The organism is Kitasatospora sp. NPDC058406, assembly GCF_042722765.1.
Lineage (GTDB): Bacteria > Actinomycetota > Actinomycetes > Streptomycetales > Streptomycetaceae > Kitasatospora.
Genome location: NZ_JBHXKE010000214.1, coordinates 1 through 16,344 on the forward strand (window position 1 = coordinate 1; position 16,344 = coordinate 16,344).

General features: G+C 70.9%; 14 protein-coding genes and 1 pseudogene. 10 read left to right on the forward strand and 5 right to left on the reverse strand.

Annotated elements, in window-relative coordinates; genetic code table 11:
- Window positions 1-65: 65 nt before the first annotated feature.
- Window positions 66-1,970: an alkaline phosphatase D family protein gene (locus tag ACFWOG_RS31500; RefSeq protein ID WP_380362421.1), complete on the reverse strand. Its 1,905-nt coding sequence runs from the start codon at window positions 1,968-1,970 to the stop codon at window positions 66-68.
- Window positions 1,971-2,355: 385 nt separating this feature from the next.
- Between ACFWOG_RS31500 and ACFWOG_RS31505 the strand changes: the two genes are divergently transcribed.
- The 5 genes from ACFWOG_RS31505 to ACFWOG_RS31525 all read left to right on the forward strand — a co-directional run bounded on the left by ACFWOG_RS31505 (window position 2,356) and on the right by ACFWOG_RS31525 (window position 6,595).
- Complete coding sequence (locus ACFWOG_RS31505) at window positions 2,356-3,267, forward strand: phosphate/phosphite/phosphonate ABC transporter substrate-binding protein (RefSeq protein ID WP_380362423.1); 912 nt, start codon at window positions 2,356-2,358, stop codon at window positions 3,265-3,267.
- Window positions 3,267-3,980 (forward strand): phosphonate ABC transporter ATP-binding protein, encoded by a 714-nt coding sequence (locus ACFWOG_RS31510; protein ID WP_380362425.1) that lies wholly within the window; start codon window positions 3,267-3,269, stop codon window positions 3,978-3,980. The genes ACFWOG_RS31505 and ACFWOG_RS31510 overlap by 1 nt, the downstream gene beginning before the upstream one ends.
- 5 nt (window positions 3,981-3,985) lie before the next feature.
- Complete coding sequence (phnE, locus tag ACFWOG_RS31515; RefSeq protein WP_380362427.1) at window positions 3,986-4,798, forward strand: phosphonate ABC transporter, permease protein PhnE; 813 nt, start codon at window positions 3,986-3,988, stop codon at window positions 4,796-4,798.
- A 444-nt stretch (window positions 4,799-5,242) separates the two neighbouring features.
- Complete coding sequence (locus ACFWOG_RS31520; protein ID WP_380362429.1) at window positions 5,243-5,938, forward strand: type 1 glutamine amidotransferase domain-containing protein; 696 nt, start codon at window positions 5,243-5,245, stop codon at window positions 5,936-5,938.
- Window positions 5,939-6,064: 126 nt separating this feature from the next.
- Window positions 6,065-6,595, forward strand: a complete 531-nt coding sequence (locus ACFWOG_RS31525) for an alcohol dehydrogenase catalytic domain-containing protein (RefSeq protein ID WP_380362432.1) — start codon at window positions 6,065-6,067, stop codon at window positions 6,593-6,595.
- Here the strand turns inward: ACFWOG_RS31525 and ACFWOG_RS31530 are convergent.
- Complete coding sequence (locus ACFWOG_RS31530) at window positions 6,513-8,861, reverse strand: ATP-binding protein (RefSeq protein WP_380362434.1); 2,349 nt, start codon at window positions 8,859-8,861, stop codon at window positions 6,513-6,515. The two genes, ACFWOG_RS31525 and ACFWOG_RS31530, sit on opposite strands and share 83 nt — an antisense overlap.
- Window positions 8,862-9,068: 207 nt before the next feature.
- Between ACFWOG_RS31530 and ACFWOG_RS31535 the strand changes: the two genes are divergently transcribed.
- The gene (locus ACFWOG_RS31535; protein WP_380362436.1) at window positions 9,069-9,563 is read left to right on the forward strand and encodes an ATP-binding protein; all 495 of its coding nucleotides are present in this window, start codon (window positions 9,069-9,071) and stop codon (window positions 9,561-9,563) included.
- 284 nt (window positions 9,564-9,847) lie between these two features.
- On the opposite strand, the pseudogene ACFWOG_RS31540 reads toward ACFWOG_RS31535, so the two are convergent.
- The 3 genes and pseudogenes from ACFWOG_RS31540 to ACFWOG_RS31550 form a co-directional block, all read right to left on the reverse strand.
- Window positions 9,848-10,183, reverse strand: a pseudogene (locus ACFWOG_RS31540) (DUF664 domain-containing protein); the annotation flags it as partial.
- A 106-nt stretch (window positions 10,184-10,289) separates the two neighbouring features.
- Entirely contained in the window at window positions 10,290-10,964 is a 675-nt protein-coding gene (locus ACFWOG_RS31545; protein WP_380362438.1) for a response regulator, read from the reverse strand.
- A complete protein-coding gene (locus tag ACFWOG_RS31550; RefSeq protein WP_380362449.1) occupies window positions 10,961-12,703 on the reverse strand; it encodes an ATP-binding protein in 1,743 nt (580 codons plus the stop codon). Before ACFWOG_RS31550 ends, ACFWOG_RS31545 begins: the two co-directional genes overlap by 4 nt.
- Before the next feature lie 97 nt (window positions 12,704-12,800).
- On the opposite strand from ACFWOG_RS31550, the gene ACFWOG_RS31555 reads away from it, so the two are divergent.
- Genes ACFWOG_RS31555 through ACFWOG_RS31570 form a run of 4 tightly spaced genes read left to right on the forward strand, consistent with a single transcriptional unit; the run spans window position 12,801 to window position 16,271 of the window.
- Entirely contained in the window at window positions 12,801-13,802 is a 1,002-nt protein-coding gene (locus ACFWOG_RS31555) for a Bug family tripartite tricarboxylate transporter substrate binding protein (protein WP_380362440.1), read from the forward strand.
- The gene (locus tag ACFWOG_RS31560; protein WP_380362443.1) at window positions 13,799-14,365 is read left to right on the forward strand and encodes a tripartite tricarboxylate transporter TctB family protein; all 567 of its coding nucleotides are present in this window, start codon (window positions 13,799-13,801) and stop codon (window positions 14,363-14,365) included. Before ACFWOG_RS31555 ends, ACFWOG_RS31560 begins: the two co-directional genes overlap by 4 nt.
- Window positions 14,365-15,879, forward strand: a complete 1,515-nt coding sequence (locus ACFWOG_RS31565; protein ID WP_380362445.1) for a tripartite tricarboxylate transporter permease — start codon at window positions 14,365-14,367, stop codon at window positions 15,877-15,879. The genes ACFWOG_RS31560 and ACFWOG_RS31565 overlap by 1 nt, the downstream gene beginning before the upstream one ends.
- The gene (locus tag ACFWOG_RS31570) at window positions 15,876-16,271 is read left to right on the forward strand and encodes a universal stress protein (protein ID WP_380362447.1); all 396 of its coding nucleotides are present in this window, start codon (window positions 15,876-15,878) and stop codon (window positions 16,269-16,271) included. Before ACFWOG_RS31565 ends, ACFWOG_RS31570 begins: the two co-directional genes overlap by 4 nt.
- Window positions 16,272-16,344: the final 73 nt, after the last annotated feature.

A 16,344-nucleotide genomic window follows, 5' to 3' on the forward strand; every position in this document is an offset into this window, starting at 1 on the left:
CCTGATGGCGGCGATCCCCAGCATCGTCTACGGGCTCTGGGGGCTGTTCTTCCTACAGCCGCAGATCATCGGGCTCGCGCGCTGGGCCTCCAACCGGCGATGGTGCGGTCGTGCAGCGGGCTCACGATGAACTGCCACAGGTCGTAGCCGATCCGGGGCCCGTAGTTCAGCGCACGGGAGACGTGGATGTCACCGCTGACCAGGAAGCAGCCGGGGATCCGCTCGGCGGCGAGGAAGTCAAGGATCGCGTCCTTCTCGTGCTGGTAGGTGGCCCAGTCGTCGGTCTCCGCATTGCCCTTGTCGTCCCAGACCATGCCGGAGGCAATCGCCTTGAACGGGGCGGTGCTGGCCCGCAGCGAGGCGCGCAGCCAGTCCCACTGGGCCTGGCCTAGGCAGGTGGTCCGTGTGGGGTCGGCCCAGCTGGGGCCGGTACTGCTGAACCAGCGGGGATCGAGCAGGAAGACCTCGATGGGGCCGCGGCGGAAGGAGGTGTAGACGGCCTGGCCGGCCGTTCTGGTGGTCAGGCGGCTGCCGTCGGCGGCGTGGCCGAAGGAGGCGTTGGCGCGGTAGTCGACGAAGGCCGTGCGGGTGTTGACCTTGCCGGCGAAGGAGCCGTTGCTGGCGTTGACGCCGAAGTCGTGGTCGTCCCAGGTGCCCCAGGTCGGCATGGTGGAGACCATCTGCGCGAGCTCCGGCTGAGCGAGGAACTCGCGGTGCCTGGTACGGGCGACGGCGAGGTCGCCGGAGTCGATGTAGGGGGTGTCGCCGAGCAGCACGAAGCTGTCGCAGCCCTCGTCAATGACGCGGGTCCACACCGTGTTCGGGGTGGACGGGGCGCACGAGCCCAGACCCATGGTCACCACGGCGGGCGCCCCGTCGGCCGGCGCGGTGCTGAAGGAGCCGGTCAGCGGGATGAACCCGGGGGCCGGGACTTTCGGGGCGAGGGTGAACTCGTAGTGGGTGGCCGCCCGGAGGCCGGGGATGTCGGTGAGCAGGGTGTTGTCGTTGGCGGTGGAGATCGACGCGTCGACGACCTTCGACCAGCCGTCGGCCCGGCGTACGGTGCAACGCCAGACGGGGTGGACCGCAGGGTCCAGGCCGGGACGGGCCCAGATGCGCGCGGTGGTGGTGCCGACGTGTCCCACCAGCGGGCCGACCGCGGCCTGCCCCGGCATCGGGGTGGGGGTCACAGCGGGGGCGGTACCCGCACGCACCCGGCCGACGTAGCCCGCCAGCGCGGTGAAGAAGGTGACGCTGTCCCGCACCGCGGCGGTCGGCTGGATCGCGGCGCCGCTGCTGTCGAAGCACTTGTCGACGGTCAGGCTGGCGACGAGGAACCGGCCCGCGCCGTGCGTGCCCTCAAGCAGACAGGGGTTGGCGCCGCCCACGTGGCAGGCCATCAGCACCCGCATGGAACGCCACGAGCCGACGGTCTCCCAGCTGACCCGGATGCCGGCGGCCCGGCCGGTGAACACCCTGCCGGAGCTGACCGGTAGCGCCGCGACGAGCGGGTGGTCGGCGGCGACCGGCAGCACGGTGTCGTAATCGGCATCGGTACGCACCGCCCCGAGTGCGGCCGGCAGGTAGGAGACCGCGGCGCCGAACTGGTCGGACTGGGCGAGGTCGAGGACCACACCGCCACCGGCCACGAAGTCACGCAGCGAGGCGGCCTGCGCCGCCACGTAACCCGGGTACTGGGAGCCGTTGTTGGTGAAGCTGCCGAAGGCGATCAGGTCGACGCCCTGGGCGCTCGCGGACCGGGTCGTGTCCAACGGGACCACCGTGAAGCCGGCCCGGCGCAGCAGTTCGGCCAAGCCGGTGGCCTTGGTCCACTGGTCGGCGTACTCCAGCACCGCGGCACGCGGCGGCGCGGCGACGGCGGCATGGGCGGGAAGGGCGGCGACGGCGGTGGTCAGGGCAGCTGCGCCGCCGACCAGGAAGGACCGTCTGTGTATTCCGTCTGGGTTCATGGGAGTTCCTCCTTTGGCGGCAACCGTGGCAGCGAGGGGGATCGCCATCAAGAACCTATTACTACAAGTCATGCAGTGTTCATCCAGGTGGCTCCAGGGTGGATGCCGCCAAGGCGCCCGCGCGCAGGCCCCGCCGGCATGTACAGGCCACTGGTCCGCATTCGGTGACCTGGGCGACAGAGCATCAACGCGCGCGGGGCCGCGCCGGCCTCCGGACGTGCTGGTCACGGTCGGGTGAACAGGAAGTGACTTGTCACAACAAGTGGTTGACCTGGGCTCGCGACACCTGCCAGCGTTCCGGTGCCAGCCCAAGAACGGCGCCCCGGTGATGCCGGGCTGCACCTCGACCCGGGCCCTCTCCTCGCAGCTCACCTCGGAGCCCCCCATGCGTCTTCGTCCCCTCGTCCTCACCGTCACCGGCGCCCTCGCCGCGCTGTCCCTCACCGCCTGCGGCGCCGACGGCGAAGCCGCCGACGGCAAGTCCGCCACCTGCCCGGGTGGAAGGATCCGCTTCGGCGTGGAGCCCTTCGAAGACCCCGCCAAGCTCACCCCTGCTGCCAAGGTCCTGGCCGACGCCCTCGGCGAGCGGCTCAACTGCCCCGTCGAGCTCACCATCACCGAGGACTACGCCGCCGAGGTGCTCGCCCTGCAGAACGGCAAGCTCGACGTCGCCATGTTCGGCCCGCTCGGCTACGTCTTCGCCAGCCAGCGCGCCGGCGCCGAGGCCATCGCCTCGTTCGGCGACACCGGCGGCAAGGTCTCCAGCTACACCGCGGGCATCTGGGTGCCCGCCGACTCCGCCGTCCGCGAGATCAAGGACCTCGCCGGGCACTCGCTCGCGCTGTCCTCCGTCGGTTCCACCTCCGGCGACGCGCTGCCCCGCAAGGCGCTGGCCGACGCAGGCCTGAAGACCTCCGACGTCAAGTCCAACTACGCCGGCGGCCACGCCGAGGCGCTGCTGGCCCTGGCGAAGGGCACCGTCGACGCCGCCGAGATCAACTCCCAGCAACTGGCCAGCGCCACCCAGTCCAAGACCTTCGACCCGGCGAAGTTCCGCAAGATCTGGGCCTCCGACCCCATCCCCAACGACCCCATCACCGTTCGCGGCAACCTCGACCCCGCGTTCAAGAAGGCCGTCGCCGACGCTCTCCTGCACCTGCCCAGCGAGAAGGTCGGGCAGATCGGCGCCCTGCTGAACGTCAGCCCCGCGGCACCCCTGGTCGCCGTCGACAAGTCCACCTACCAGCCGTTGTTCGAACTGGCGGCCACCCTCAACCTGACCGACAAGGACCTCTGATGCTGGTGCTCTCCGACATCACGGTGCGGTACGGCCCGCGGGAGGTCCTGCGCGGGGTGGACGTCACCGTCCCGCGCGGCGAGTTCCTCGCCGTGCTCGGCGCCAACGGCTGCGGGAAGTCCACCCTGCTGCGCGCGGCCGCCGGGCTGGAACCGGTGGCGGAGGGCACCGTGACCGTCGACGGCAGGGCGGGCGACCCGCTCGCCCTCGCCATGGTCTTCCAACAGACCCACCTCGTCCCCCGGCGCTCCGTCCTCGACAACGTCTGCACCGGGGCCCTGGGGCGGCTGCCGCTGCGGCACTCGCTCCACCCCCGCCTGTTCCCGCAGGAACTGCGTGAGGAGGCGATGGCCTGCCTGGACCGGGTCGGGCTCGCCGACCGCGCCCACGACCGGGCCGGCCGGCTCTCCGGCGGCCAGCAGCAGCGCGTCGCCGTCGCCCGGGCACTGTGCCAGCGCCCCGAGGTGATCCTCGCCGACGAGCCGGTTTCCGCCCTCGACCCGGCAGCGTCCGAGCAGGTGCTGGCGCTGCTCGCCGAACTCGCCCACCAGGAACGGCTCGCCGTCGTCGCCGCGCTGCACCAGCCCGCACTCGCCGCCCGGCACGCCGACCGCGTCATCGGCCTGAGCGACGGCCGGGTGCTGCTGGACGGCCCGCCGGACCAGAATGTCGACATCATCTACCAGCCCGCACTCGCCGAAAGCCTGTCATGACCCCTGTGTCCAGCGCCGTTCGCGGCCTCCCCGTCCCGCCCCGCCCCCGGCGGCCCCGCACCCTGGTCAAGGCGCTGATCGTGACAGCCGCCGTGGCCTCCGCGCACGTGGTCGCGTGGAACACCACGGACATGTCGCTCGCCGCGCTGGCGGAGGGCTGGCACGGCATGGCCGACTTCCTCGGCGAGTCCTTCCCGCCCAGGCTCGACTGGGCGGTCCTGCAGCCGAGCCTGTCCGCGGCGCTGGTCACGCTGTGGATCGGCCTGCTCGGTACCACCCTGTCGATCCCGCCGTCCCTGGCCCTGGCCCTGCTCGCCGCTCGCGACGTCGCCCCGTCCGGTGTCGTCTACCAGGCGGCGCGCTCGCTGCTGTCCTTCCTGCGCTCCGTGCCGGACGTGGTCTTCGCGCTCGTCTTCGTCACCGCCGTCGGCCTGGGTCCGTTCCCCGGTGTCCTCGCGCTGGTCTGTCACAACGTCGGTGTCATGGGCAAGCTGTGGGCCGAGGCGATAGAGGACGCCGACCCCGGTCCATCGCAGGCGCTCAGGTTGGCGGGTGCCAGCCGCGTCCAGGTCGCCCTGCACGCCTTGCTGCCGATCGCCACCCCCCGGTTGACCGGACTGCTGCTCTACCGACTGGACGTGAACGTCCGTGCCTCGCTGGTCCTCGGGCTGGTCGGCGCCGGGGGCATCGGCTTCCTGATCAACCAGTCGATCAAGCTGTTCCGGTTCGACGAGATGCTCACCCACATCCTGGTGGTGCTGGTGCTGGTCGTGGCGGTCGACCGTCTGTCCGCCGCCGTCCGCCGCCGCCTGGCCTGAGCCTCCGACCGGGCCGCCCCGCAGCGGCCGGACCCGTGGTCGCCCCGGCCCTCCGCAGTGGCGGTGCGCAAGGCGACCGGCCGCCACCGACGGAGCCTTTCCGTGTGCGGTTGGCGGCCCGGTCATTCCGCTCGGGCCGTCCTCCACGGCTCCGATCGCCGGCGCGGACCATCGTCGGCAGGGAGATCGAGTACCTCGTGGCACGGGCACTGCACAGCGTCGACGTCATGCTGGTCGTGCCCGCTCCGACGAGCTGCTCATGGCCGCAGCCTCCGCACTCTCTCGCGACAACAGCCCCCCACCTGTGCACTTCCCATGGGAAATTAATCTCCCTTGCCGGTTACTACGCCCCCGGGGGGTACTTTTCCTCCCAGATCGTCGGCTTCCCGGCTGGCAGCCTTCCGGACCCCGGTCAGGGGCCGGACCGTCGGAGAAGGACCTGCGATGAGCATCGCGAACATCCCCCAGCACCGCGCCCTCCTGGTGATGACCAGCCATGGACAGCTGGGTGACTCGGGCAGAGCCACCGGCTACACCGTCTCGGAGGCCGCCGATGCATGGCGCGTCTTCGCCGCTGCGGGGTGGCGGACGGACATCACGACCGTGCGCGGCGGCCGTCCTCCGGAGGACGGGTTCGGCGACCCCTCGGATCCCGGACAGGCCGCGTGGGCGCGCGATCCCGTCATTCGGGCGAAGCTGGACTCCGCGCCTGCCTTCCTCCACACCGACCCCACCGGCTGCGACGTCGTCTACTTCGTCGGCGGCCACGGCTCGATGTGGGACTTCCCCGGGAAGGTGCCGCTGTCTCGGCTGGCCGCGCACGTGTACGAGCGGGGCGGGGTCGTCGCGTCGGTCTGCCACGGGGCGTCCGCGCTGACCTCCTTGCGGCTGTCCGACGGTTCACTGCTCGTCGCGAACCGCAGGATCGCAGCCTTCACGGACGCTGAAGAGCGTGCCATCGGCCTCGACGGCGTCGTTCCCTTCCTGCTGCAGTCCCGACTGGAGGACCTCGGGGCCGAGGTCCTCGCCGCGGGCAACGGGGAGTACCAGGTCACCACCGACGGTCGCCTGATCACCGGGCAGAATCCGGCGAGCGCCGCCGCTGTCGCCGAGGAAGCCATCGCTGCCGTCGTGGGATGACGCCGCAGGCGGCCGGTCCGGAAGGGACGATCACCATGAGGAGGAACGAAATGAAGAAGATGCCGAACGAGACGATGCGACGGTCGCCTACCGCGCAAGCCTGCCGGACGGGGCGCCGCGAGCCTGGTGGACGTCGAACTGCCCGTGCCGCAGCCGTGCCCGCACGACCTGCTCGTCCGGGTCGAGGCCGTCGCGGTGAACCCGGTCGACTACACGGTGCGCCGCAACAGCGACCCCGGCGGCCGGCTCAAGGTGCTGGGCTGGGACGCGGCCGGCACGGTCGTCGCAGTCGGCGACCGTGCCGAGCTGTTCGCGGTCGGCGATGAGGTCTTCTACGCGGGCGCGATCGACCGTCCGGGTGCCAACGCGCAGTACCACGTCGTCGACGAGAGCATCGTCGGACGCAAGCCGGAGCAGCTCAGACAGTACTCGGCGTGGGCGCTTTGCACGCCTGCTTTCACCACCAGGTGTCGATGCCGCCGGCGTCAGCGCCGGGGCGGCGGGCCGCCAGGAGCGCGGCTTGGTGAGGTGGTCGGGTGTGGTCGGCACGTGCGTACCGATTCGACCGCTCTTCTCAGGGTGTCTCGCCTGCCGTACTCTCGGCCGACCGTGCCGCCTGCTGGGAGATCCACACGGCGATCTGGGAGCGGGAGGTGAAGCCGAGCTTTGCGAGAATGTGTTCGACGTGGTTCTCTGCGGTCCGTAGCGAGATCACCAGGGCTGCGGAGATCTCCTTGTTGCTCTTCCCTTCCGCGATCAGGGCCGCGACCTGCCGCTCGCGACGTGTCAGCCGGACCTCGTGCGGATCGTCGGCCGCCTTGGGCGTCTCCTCGCGCAGCAAATCGGCGGTGACCTGGTCGGGAGTCAGTTGTGCTCCGCGGTCGACGGCGGCTTGGAACACCCGACCGCCCAGCGCCGCACGCACCTGCGACTCGAATGCCTCGTGCGCCTCGACCATGGACGGTGCTGTTTCGCGCATGGTGCCGCCCAGGCTCGCCAAGAGCCCGTTAAGGATGCCCGACAGGCGGGCGGCCCGCTCGTTGGCTCCGCTCTGGGCGGCGATCCAGAAGGCAAGCTCCACGCACATGCCCAGCCCCACGCGGTCGCGGAAGGGCTGCTTGAGGCGGATCGCCTCCCGAACCAGGGCGTAGGCCGCGGGCAGGTCCCCGATCATCCATACCGCGAACGCCTCCGAGGCGACAGCGTAGGAACGCAGGTAGCTTTCCCCCCAGGACTCGGTGAGTGCCACGGCGTCCCTGCTGACGGACAGTGCGCGTTCGACGTCTCCCGCCAGGCTCGCGACCGTGGCTAGTGTGACCTGGGTTTTCGCGACCGCGACGAGGTCGTTGCATCCCCGTTGCAGGCGGATTGCCTCCTCGAGGACGCGGATAGCCGCAGGCCCTGGATCGTCGTGCCCCATGGCCATTCCCCGGAGGTATGTTTCCCAGGCGATCTGTTGCTCGTCACCCAGGCGTTCGGCGCGCTCGCGAAGTGCTGGCAGCAGCGACCGGGTCTCGGTGAGGCCGCCCTGATAGAGGGCGAAGCAGGCCTGCACGCCCATGGCCCGGGTGCGGACCGCGCCGGCGTCGCCGGCGAGCGCGAGCAGCCGCTGCAGCCATTGCTCGGCCTCGCTCTGGGCGCCGAGCGCGACCCAGTAATCAAACGCTTCCTCGACCATCGCCAGTCCCACGGCCGCCTCGTCGGGGTCTGTGGAGCTGAACTCCAGGGCGGCCCGGAGGTTGGCGTGCTCGGCACGCATCCGAGTGAACCATGCCACCTGCTCCACGCTGTACCAGTGGTTCCGCATCCGGTCCAGCAGGCCCTGGAAGTAGTCCCGGTGGCTGCGGCGCACACGTTCGCGCTCGGCCAGCGGTGCCAGGTGCTCGTCACCGTATTCGCGGACAGTCTCCAGGAGCTTGAACCGCACGCCCCCACGGCTCTCCTGCCGGCTGAGCACGGATTTGTCGACCAGGCCCGCCATCAGTTGCAGAATCGCGGACCTGGGGATGCCGTTACCGGAGCACACCGCCTCGGCGGCGGCCAGGTCGAAGCCCCCGGAGAAGACCGATACCCGCGCCCACAGCAGTCGCTCCTGCGCCGAGCAGAGATCGAAACTCCAGTCCATCATCTCCCGCAAGGTCCGCCGGCCGGGCTGGGCCCCGGCGGCTGCGGTGCTCAGGAGGGTGGAGCGGTCGGTCAGCCGGCTCAGCAACGTGTCGACCGTGAGCACCCGAAGCCAGGACGCGGCCAGCTCGATCGCCAACGGGATGCCGTCCAGCGCGGCAACGAGTCGCGCCACGGTCCCGGCATTGGCGTCGGTGACGGAGAACCCGGGCAGGGCGGCGGCCGCCCGCTGCTCGAACAGCGCCACCGCCTCGAACTGCCGCACAGCCCGATGACCCGGCAGCCGCTCCTCGCCGGGCGTACGCATCGGCGCAACGGTGAACACGTGCTCTCCCGCAACGGCCAGTCTCTGCCGGCTCGTGACCAATGCCTTCAGCCCGGGAGCGGCCCGCAACAGGCTCTCCACCAACCGCGCGCAGGGTTCGGCCAGGTGTTCGCAGTTGTCAAGCACCAGCAGCAGGCGGCGCCCGGCCAGATAGCGGGCCACGACCGTCTCCGGCGCCCGGCCGGAGCGGTCCTGGATGTCCAATGCGTCCACGACGCTCTGTGCCACCAGCAGGCGATCCCGCAGCAGCGCGAACTCGACCAGACACACACCGTCCTCGAACGACCCGCCCGCCTCCGTGGCCGCCCGCACGGCAAGCCGGGTCTTGCCGACACCACCCGGGCCGATCAGCGTCACCAGTCGTGACCGTGCGAGCAGCCCAGTCACCTCGGCCAGCTCACCATGCCGGCCGACGAAACTGTCCACCTCGGCCGGCAACCCCGCCCCACCGGCGGTCGGTACGTCCACAACCATGATCCACCTCAGCGCCCACAGGATTAGGACTCTCCGGAGCCGGCCGCCTCGCGCTGCCGGGCTCCCAGGCCCCGCGAGACCCGCGTATCCGCACATGACCCTCTTCAGTATGAGCACAGAACATGAGTAGTTCCCCCGTGTTCGCTCTGACGCCGGTCACGGAGCGTTGAAGACGCCCCGAACAGACGAAGCAAAGGGAGCCCGGCCGTGGACCTCACCGAAACCCCCACCCTGACGTCCTCAACCCTGACCGCCCCCACCACACACTGTGACCACCAGGTGCGATCCCCGAAGCGGCAGGACCACTCCGAAGGCCGGAACGCAGTCGCCTGGACCCTGCCCCGGGGGCCAGCCGTGGCAGGCCAGGCCCGCCGTCTCACCCGTGAGCAACTGAGCCGTTGGCTGGTCGACGACGAATGCCGCGAGACCGCGATGCTGCTCGTGACCGAACTCGTGACCAATGCGCTCCGGCACGGGGCCGGACCCGTAGGGCTCAGCTGGACAGTGGACGGCTCATGCGTGCGCTGCGGCGTCACCGACGATTCGCTGCGGCCGCCCAGACCGCGCCCGGCCGAGCCGGGTGAGGAGAGTGGCCGGGGACTTCAGTTGGTCGAATCACTGGCCGGGGACTGGGGCCACCACTTTGTGCCCCGAGGCAAGGTCGTCTGGTTCGAGCTGAGTGCCCATGCCTCGCCGACGTGACAACAGCGGAAACATTGAGCCTTTTCAGAGTGGCCACCGATCGAGTGACGGCCGGACGGTCGTGGGCCAGAGGAGAACGGACGAGGCCCCCAGGCAGTTGAGGGAGATGTCTGAGAGGACGTTCACTGAGGACGACATCCGCGGTGACATGCCCTTGCGGCTTGTTCCCTGGCCTTGACCGAGGCTCTCAAAGTGCCCGCCCGGTGCGCAGGCAGGCGACCAGTGGTCTCGCCCCGGAAGTCCACCGTGTCGTCGAGGGACCCGACCGCGTCAGCGGCGGTGCGGGAGTCCTCGCACGCCTCGCGCCAGAGCGCGAACCCATCGTCGACGTCGGCGCCGACATGGAACTCGCCGAACCCGTCGCCGACCCTGGGCCACAGCGGCTTGAGGTCCTCGCCCTTCAGCACCCACCGGAACCAGCTCCGCTCCACCTCGGCCGCATGCCGCACCAGGCCGAGCAGCGACAGGCCCGAGGTCGGCACGGCCGTGCACTTCAACTGCTCGCCGGTCAGCCCCTGGCACTTCCTGGCCAGCGTTGCGCGCTGGTAGTCGAGGAACGCAGTCAGTGACGTGCGGTCACCGGCGGTCTTGGAGGGGTGGATGCGCTGGTCATCACTCATCACGCGATCATGCCAGGCACCGGCTGCCGCCGACCTGCCCGCCCGCCCGGGACCTGGGCGTCCGACGCCCCTCGCCCGGTGCGCGAGCCCCGCAGCTGCGGGGCGCTCAGGCGAACCAGCCGTAGCGGCGCTCCGGGCGGCCGGCCGCTCCGTAACGCAGGGTCACCTCGGCCCGACCGGTGTCGAGGAGGTGTTCGAGGTAGCGGCGGGCACTGACCCGCGAGATGCCGGTACGGGCCGCGCACTCGGAGGCGGACAGCGTTCCTTCGGTGTCGCACAGGGTGCGCCTGATCAGCTCCGCGGTCTCCACGCTCATGCCCTTGGGCAGCGCGACGCCCGGCGCCGGCGGGCCGGCCCCGGTCAGTACCCGGTCCACGTCGGTCTGGCCTCGCAGGACGGTGGTGAGCAGGCTGGTGCGCTGGGCCGCGTAGCGCTCCAGCCGGGGCCGCAGGTCCTCGAAGTCGAACGGCTTCAGCAGGTAGTCGACCACGCCCTGGCGGACGGAGCGGCGGACCGACTCCACCTCGCGCGAGGCGCTGATCACCATGACGTCGCAGTCGTGCCCGTCGGCCCGCAGCCGGGGGATGACGTCCAGGCCGAACATGTCCGGAAGGTAGAGGTCGAGCAGGATCAGGTCGGGGCGCAACGCGGCGACCGCCGCGATCGCCTGCTCACCGGTGTTCGCCGTCCCGACGACCCGGAAGGGCTCGACGCGCTCGACGAAGGTCCGGTGGATGCCGGCCACCATGAAGTCGTCGTCGACGACCAGGACATCGATCATCCGGAGGCTCCTTCCAGTGCCGTGTCGGCAGTCCGGCCGACGGTGCTGCCGACAGGACGGCCGTCGGTGCTGCCTGCGGCCCTGCCGTCGGTGCTGCCACCGGCGCTGGCGTCCGCGCTGCCGGCAGTCCGGCCGACGGACATCCGCGCGGCGAACATGGCGCCGTCCGGTGTGTTGGTCACCGCGACCTCGCCGCCGCGCCGCCGGCAGACGATCCGGGTGAGCGCCAGCCCGATGCCGCGCTCGCCCTCCTGGGCGGCCTTCGTGGTGAAACCGTGCGAGAAGACCTCCCGGGCCAGTTCGGGCGCCACGCCGGGGCCCGAGTCGCGCACCACGATCTCCACGCTGGACGCGTCCTGCCGCAGTTCGACCTCAACCCAGGCCTCGTGACCGTCGTGGCCCGCCGCCGCAGCGTCCACGGCGTTGTCCACGAGGTTGCCCACCACGGTCGCCACGTCCACCGAATCTACCGGGGCCAACCGGTCCAGCGCCGTCTGCTCCGAGACCCGCAGGACGACCTTGCGCTCGGCTGCCAGCGAGGACTTCGCGATCAGCAGGGCGCCGACGGTCAGGTCGCGGACCCGTCCGGTCACAGCGGTGTCCAGCGACTGGCGGTGCCGGCTCAGCGCGCGGACGTACGGCACCACCTCGTCGTGCCTGCCGATCTGTATCAGCCCGGAGATGGTGTGCAGCTGGTTGGCGAACTCGTGGGCCTGCGCTCGCAGCAGCTCGGCGGAACTGCGGAACGATCCGATCTCGCGCTCCAGCTGCGCCAGTTCGGTGCGGTCCCGCAGGGTGGTGACGGAGCCGAGCCGGCGGCCGTCCTTGGTGACGGCCATCCGGTTCATCACCAGGACCCGGCCGCCGCGGATGACCACCTCGTCGCGCCGCTCGTCGGCGTCGCCGTCCGGACCGGCGAGGACGTCGTGCAGGCGGCCCTCGATCCGCAGGTCGGCGAGGCTCATCCCGACGCAGCGCTCGGGCAGGTCGAGGAGCCGCCGGCCGACCTCGTTGACCAGGGTGAGCCGCAGCTGCGGGTCGAGGGCGACCACGCCCTCCGCGATGCCGTACAGCATGGCCTCGCGGTGCTCGGCGAGGCCTGCGATCTCCCGCGGTTCGAGGCCGAGGGTCTGGCGCTTGGTGCGGCGGGCGAGCAGCCAGGACCCCACCAGGCCGAGCCCGCTGGCGATGCCGAGATAGGTGAGCAGGTAGGAGGACGCACCGCTCAGCCGCTGCCAGACGGTCGGTGACACCTCTCCGATCATCACGGTGCCGAGGTGCCGGCCGATGTCCGGCTCGTTCGGGTTGATCACCGGCACCTGGGCCACCAGCTGCTGGGCGCCGTCGAGGTCCAGGTCGCCCGACCAGCCGCGCGCCTCGGCGACTCCGGGGCCGAGCAGCAGCCGGGTGCCGATCATGGTGGGGTCGGTGGAGCTCACGATCCGGCCCCGGTTGTCGGCGATCGTCACCGAGCTGACTCCCGACTGGGTCAGCGTGGCCTGGACGAGCGGTGCGAGCGTCTCGCCCGGGGCGGGCCGGACGAGCTGGCTGGAGACCAGGGGCATGCCGGCCAGCTGCTCGGCCAGCGCGGTGACCCGGTGGCCCTCGACCCGGTTGAAGGTCGACTGCGACTGGGCCAGCGAGAGGCCGGCGACAGCCAGCAGGACCACCACGACGATGGCGAGCTGGAGTACCAGCAGCTCGCCCGCGAGGGTATGGCGGCGAAAAGTAACGACCACAATTAACTCAATCTTCAATGCCGACACAACGAAGACGTGCTAACCCCCGGGTCGCACAATCATGGCGTCCGACTGCTCCAAGTGAAAGGGACAAACCATGAGGACTCGCAGAGCTGCCCTCGTTGGCGCCCTGGTCGCCATGTCCATGCTCACGATCGGTGCCTGCGGCGCCACCGCGCAGAAGGGGTCGTCGGGCAAGGCCGGGGAGCCCGTCACCGGTCTGCGGATGATGGTCCCCAACACTCCCGGCAGCGGGTACGACACCACCGCCCGGACGGTGACCAAGGTCATGGAGGACGCCAGGATCGCTTCCGGCGTCCAGGTGTTCAACCTGCCGGGCGCCGGCGGCACGGTCGGCCTGCAGCGCATCGTGAACGAGAAGGGCAACGGCAAGCTGGCCATGCAGATGGGCCTGGGGGTCGTCGGTGCGTCGTACGCCTCGAAGTCGAAGGCCACGCTCTCGCAGACCACCCCGCTCGCCAAGCTCATGGAGGAGGCGGGCGCGGTCGTCGTGCCCAAGGACTCCCCGTTTAGGACCATCGGCGACCTCGTCACCGTCTGGAAAAAGGACCCCAAGGCGGTCGCCGTCGGCGGCGGCTCCTCGCCCGGCGGCCCAGACCACCTGCTTCCGATGCAGCTCGCCAAGGCGGTCGGCATCGACCCGAAGCAGGTCAACTACATCGGCTACGACGGCGGCGGCGAGCTGCTCCCGGCCATCCTCGGCAACAAGATCGCCTTCGGCGCCAGCGGCTTCGGCGAGTTCCTGGACCAGATCAAGGCCGGCCAGGTCCGGGTACTCGCGGTTACCAGCGAGAGCCCGATCGAGGCCCTCAAGGAGGTCCCGACCCTGAAGTCAGCGGGCATCGACCTGGTCTTCACCAACTGGCGCGGCATCGTCGCCCCTCCCGGCATCAGCGACGCCGACGCGAAGGTCTGGCAGGACGCGCTGACCGCGATGCACGCCTCCCGGGGCTGGAAGGACGCGCTGGCCAAGCACGGTTGGACCGACGCCTTCATGGCGGGCCCCGCCTTCGCCGGCTACCTGGCAGCACAGGACAAGGCCGTCGCCGGGATCCTCACCGAACTCGGCTTGGCATGACCCCGGACGCAGGTGAGCCCGCAGCCCCGGACACCCCGGACGCCGGTGGGCGCACCACCCCGGCTCCCGACCGGTCCCCGGGCGGTGACCGCGCCCAGTACGGCGTGTGCGTGTTCCTCGCCCTGCTGGGCGGCCTGGTCGTCCTCGACGCGGCCGGGATCGCCCACACCGCGAACAGCACCGACCCGGTGGGTCCGCGCGCCCTGCCGGTCCTGCTCGGCTCGCTGCTCCTGGTGCTCGCCGTGGTGTACGCCGTCGACGTCGCACGCGGCGGCCGCGCCGAGCCGGAGTCCGGCGAGGACATCGACCTCGGCAACCCGGTCGACTGGCGCACGGTGGCCCTGCTGGTCGGTGCCTTCCTGGTCAACGCCGTCCTGATCGAGCCCCTCGGCTGGGTGATCAGCGGGGCCCTGCTGTTCTGGGGAACCGCCTTCGCCCTGGGCAACCGGCACTACGTGCGCAACGCGGTGATCGCGTCGGGGCTGTCGCTGACCACCTTCTACGCCTTCGCGATCGGGCTCGGCGTCAACCTCCCAACCGGCGTGCTGCAAGGAATCCTGTGATGGACAACCTGACCGACCTGCTCGACGGGTTCGCGAACGTCGTCACCCCGATGAACCTCCTGCTGGCACTGATCGGCGTCACGATCGGCACCGCAGTAGGGGTCCTGCCCGGCATCGGACCGGCCATGACCGTCGCCCTGCTGCTGCCGGTGACGTACGGGATGGAGCCCACCCAGGCGTTCATCATGTTCGCCGGCATCTTCTACGGGGGCATGTACGGCGGATCGACCACCTCGATCCTGCTGAACACCCCCGGCGAGTCCTCCTCGGTCGTCACAGCCATCGAGGGCAACAAGATGGCGAAGGCCGGCCGGGCCGCGCAGGCACTCGCCACGGCGGCACTCGGTTCCTTCGTGGCCGGTACGCTCGGCACCCTGGCGCTGGTGTTCGTGGCCCCGCTCGTGGTCGACTTCGCGGTCGGCCTCGGCGCACCGGACTACTTCGCGATCATGATGCTGTCCTTTGTCGCGGTCACCGCGGTACTCGGCTCCTCCCGCATCCGGGGCTTCGCCTCGCTGCTCGTCGGCCTGGTCATCGGCATCGTCGGAATCGACACGGTCTCCGGACAGCAGCGGCTCACCTTCGGCGTCCCGCAGCTCGCGGACGGCATCGACGTGGTCGTGGTCGCCGTCGGCATCTTCGCCGTCGGCGAGGCCCTCTGGGTCGCGGCGCACCTGCGGCGCAAGCCCGCCGGGGTGATCCCGGTCGGCGTACCGTGGATGGGCCGCGCGGACTGGAAGCGCTCCTGGAAGCCGTGGCTGCGCGGCACCCTCCTCGGCTTCCCCTTCGGGGCGATGCCGGCCGGTGGCGCGGAGATCCCGACCTTCCTCTCGTACGCCGCCGAGAAGAAGCTGACCAAGCACCCCGAGGAGTTCGGCAAGGGCGCGATCGAGGGTGTCGCCGGCCCGGAGGCGGCGAACAACGCCTCCGCGGCAGGCACCCTGGTACCGATGCTCGCCATCGGCCTGCCGACCAACGCGACCGCCGCGGTGATGCTCGCGGCGTTCCAGTCGCACGGCATCCAGCCCGGCCCACTGCTGTTCGAGCGGGAGTCCCAGCTGGTCTGGGCCCTGATCGCCAGCCTCTTCGTCGGCAACCTGCTGCTGCTCCTGCTGAACCTGCCGCTGGCGCCCGCCTGGGCCCGGCTGCTGCGCATCCCGCGCCCCTACCTGTACGCGGGGATCGTGTTCTTCGCCTCGATGGGCGCCTACGCCGTCAACGCCCAGCCCCTGGACCTGTTCCTGCTCCTGTCGGTGGGTCTGGTCGGCTTCGGGATGCGGCGGTTCGGGCTGCCGGTACTGCCGCTGATCGTCGGCGTCATCCTCGGCCCCCGCGCCGAGCTCCAGGGCCGGCGTTCGCTCCAGCTGTCGGGTGGCGACGTGTCCGGCCTGCTCGGCGGACCGGTGTCCTACGCGATCTACGCGGTGATCGCGCTCGTCCTGGCGTGGCCGCTCGTCCACCGGTACGGCGTGCGTCCGCTCGCCACCCGACGCTCCTCGAAAGGCCGGCCATGACCGTCCTGGTCGGATTCGTCCCCACTCCCGAAGGCGAGGCGGCCCTGCGCGCGGGACTCCAGGAGGCCCGCACCCGCGGCGAGTCCCTCCTCGTGCTGAACACCAGTCGCGGCGACTCGTACGTCGACCGGGGATTCGCCGAGCCGAAGGACATCGACCGGCTGCGGCGCGACCTCGCCGATCTGGGCATCGCCTCCGAGGTGCGCCAGACGGTCGGCGGACGCGACGCCGCGGAGGAGATCGTCGAGGTCGCGGCCTCCCCCGAGATCTCCCTGGTGGTGATCGGGTTGAGGAAGCGCAGCGCCGTCGGCAAGTTCGTCCTGGGATCCTCGGCCCAGCGGATCCTCCTGGACTCGCCCTGCCCGGTCCTGGCGGTGAAGGCGGATTCCTGACCGTGCGCCCCTCCTCGGGGCGGGAGTGCCCCGACGTCCGTCCGGACCCCGCATCCACCCGACGCTCGTCGCC

Bases quoted from the DNA above. Each gene is read 5' to 3' on its own strand.
- ACFWOG_RS31510 (WP_380362425.1), top strand. From the start codon at position 3,267: ATGCTGGTGCTCTCCGACATCACGGTGCGGTACGGCCCGCGGGAGGTC.
- ACFWOG_RS31560 (WP_380362443.1), top strand. From the start codon at position 13,799: ATGACCCCGGACGCAGGTGAGCCCGCAGCCCCGGACACCCCGGACGCC.
- ACFWOG_RS31555 (WP_380362440.1), top strand. From the start codon at position 12,801: ATGAGGACTCGCAGAGCTGCCCTCGTTGGCGCCCTGGTCGCCATGTCC.
- ACFWOG_RS31505 (WP_380362423.1), top strand. From the start codon at position 2,356: ATGCGTCTTCGTCCCCTCGTCCTCACCGTCACCGGCGCCCTCGCCGCG.
- ACFWOG_RS31565 (WP_380362445.1), top strand. From the start codon at position 14,365: ATGGACAACCTGACCGACCTGCTCGACGGGTTCGCGAACGTCGTCACC.
- ACFWOG_RS31545 (WP_380362438.1), bottom strand. From the start codon at position 10,964: ATGATCGATGTCCTGGTCGTCGACGACGACTTCATGGTGGCCGGCATC.
- ACFWOG_RS31520 (WP_380362429.1), top strand. From the start codon at position 5,243: ATGAGCATCGCGAACATCCCCCAGCACCGCGCCCTCCTGGTGATGACC.
- ACFWOG_RS31500 (WP_380362421.1), bottom strand. From the start codon at position 1,970: ATGAACCCAGACGGAATACACAGACGGTCCTTCCTGGTCGGCGGCGCA.
- ACFWOG_RS31530 (WP_380362434.1), bottom strand. From the start codon at position 8,861: ATGGTTGTGGACGTACCGACCGCCGGTGGGGCGGGGTTGCCGGCCGAG.
- ACFWOG_RS31570 (WP_380362447.1), top strand. From the start codon at position 15,876: ATGACCGTCCTGGTCGGATTCGTCCCCACTCCCGAAGGCGAGGCGGCC.